This window comes from Arenimonas composti TR7-09 = DSM 18010, assembly GCF_000426365.1.
In the GTDB taxonomy this organism is placed as follows: domain Bacteria; phylum Pseudomonadota; class Gammaproteobacteria; order Xanthomonadales; family Xanthomonadaceae; genus Arenimonas; species Arenimonas composti.
The window spans coordinates 1-2,043 of sequence record NZ_AUFF01000024.1 but is presented as its reverse complement, the minus strand read 5'-3'; the positions used below and the strand labels follow the sequence as shown (position 1 = coordinate 2,043).

Annotated in this window: 1 rRNA gene; it reads right to left on the bottom strand. The window is 56.7% G+C overall.

The window, feature by feature from the left end:
- Positions 1-99: 99 nt before the first annotated feature.
- Positions 100-2,043, bottom strand: a 23S ribosomal RNA gene (locus K311_RS0113325); the annotation flags it as partial.

The following is a 2,043-nucleotide window of genomic DNA, read 5'->3' as shown; positions in this document are numbered from 1 at the left end:
GGCGGGAGTGCGCGCACACGCTCTCATGGGGTGGGAAGTAGCGAGGTTCGTGGCGACGGTCCGTCGACGTGCGTCGAGGCCGAAGCGGATTGAGGTTATATGATCAAGCCGCACGGATCATTAGTACTGGTCAGCTCAACAGGTTGCCCTGCTTACACACCCAGCCTATCAACCACCTGGTCTTGATGGTTCCTTCAGGGGGCTTGTGCCCCGGGAGATCTCATCTTGAGGCGCGCTTCCCGCTTAGATGCTTTCAGCGGTTATCGCTTCCGACCATAGCTACCCGGCCGTGCCATTGGCATGACAACCGGAACACCAGGGGGTCGTCCACTCCGGTCCTCTCGTACTAGGAGCAGCCCCTCTCAAATCTCCAACGCCCACGACAGATAGGGACCGAACTGTCTCACGACGTTCTGAACCCAGCTCGCGTACCACTTTAAATGGCGAACAGCCATACCCTTGGGACCGACTACAGCCCCAGGATGTGATGAGCCGACATCGAGGTGCCAAACACCGCCGTCGATATGAACTCTTGGGCGGTATCAGCCTGTTATCCCCGGAGTACCTTTTATCCGTTGAGCGATGGCCCTTCCATACAGAACCACCGGATCACTAAGACCTACTTTCGTACCTGCTTGATCCGTCGATCTTGCAGTCAAGCACGCTTATGCCTTTGCACACAGTGCGCGATGTCCGACCGCGCTGAGCGTACCTTCGTGCTCCTCCGTTACTCTTTGGGAGGAGACCGCCCCAGTCAAACTACCCACCATACATGGTCCCCGACCCGGATAACGGGCCCAGGTTAGAACGTCAAGCACATCAGGGTGGTATTTCAAGGATGGCTCCATGCGAACTGGCGTCCGCACTTCGCAGCCTCCCACCTATCCTACACAGACGAACTCAACGTTCAATGTAAAGCTGTAGTAAAGGTTCACGGGGTCTTTCCGTCTTGCCGCGGGAACGCTGCATCTTCACAGCGATTTCAATTTCACTGAGTCTTGGGTGGAGACAGCGCCGCTGTCGTTACGCCATTCGTGCAGGTCGGAACTTACCCGACAAGGAATTTCGCTACCTTAGGACCGTTATAGTTACGGCCGCCGTTTACCGGGGCTTCGATCAAGAGCTTCGCCTTGCGGCTGACCCCATCAATTAACCTTCCGGCACCGGGCAGGCGTCACACCCTATACGTCCACTTTCGTGTTTGCAGAGTGCTGTGTTTTTGATAAACAGTCGCAGCGGCCTGGTTTCTGCGGCCCGCCGGGGCTCAGCCACGCATGTGGCCACCCTGGTGGGCGCACCTTCTCCCGAAGTTACGGTGCCATGTTGCCTAGTTCCTTCACCCAAGTTCTCTCAAGCGCCTGAGAATTCTCATCCTGCCCACCTGTGTCGGTTTACGGTACGGTCTGCGTGACCTGAAGCTTAGAGGCTTTTCCTGGAAGCGTGGTATCAGTGACTTCGCCCGATAGGGCTCGTCTCGGTGCTCGGCATAAAGAGACGCGGATTTGCCTGCGCCTCATGCCTACCGCCTTTCCCCGGGACAACCAACGCCCGGTACACCTAACCTTCTCCGTCCCCCCATCGCAGTCACGCGAGGTGCTGGAATATTAACCAGCTTCCCATCGACTACACCTTTCGGTCTCGCCTTAGGGGCCGACTCACCCTGCGCCGATTAACGTTGCGCAAGGAAACCTTGGGCTTTCGGCGTGCGGGCTTTTCACCCGCATTATCGTTACTCATGTCAGCATTCGCACTTCCGATACCTCCAGCAGACCTTACGATCCACCTTCAACGGCTTACGGAACGCTCCTCTACCGCGCATCACCGAAGTGATGCACCCCAAGCTTCGGTATACCGCTTAGCCCCGTTAAATCTTCCGCGCAGGCCGACTCGACCAGTGAGCTATTACGCTTTCTTTAAAGGATGGCTGCTTCTAAGCCAACCTCCTGGCTGTCTGTGCCTTCCCACATCGTTTTCCACTGAGCGGTAATTTGGGGACCTTAGCTGTGGGTCTGGGTTGTTTCCCTTTTCACGACGGACGTTAGC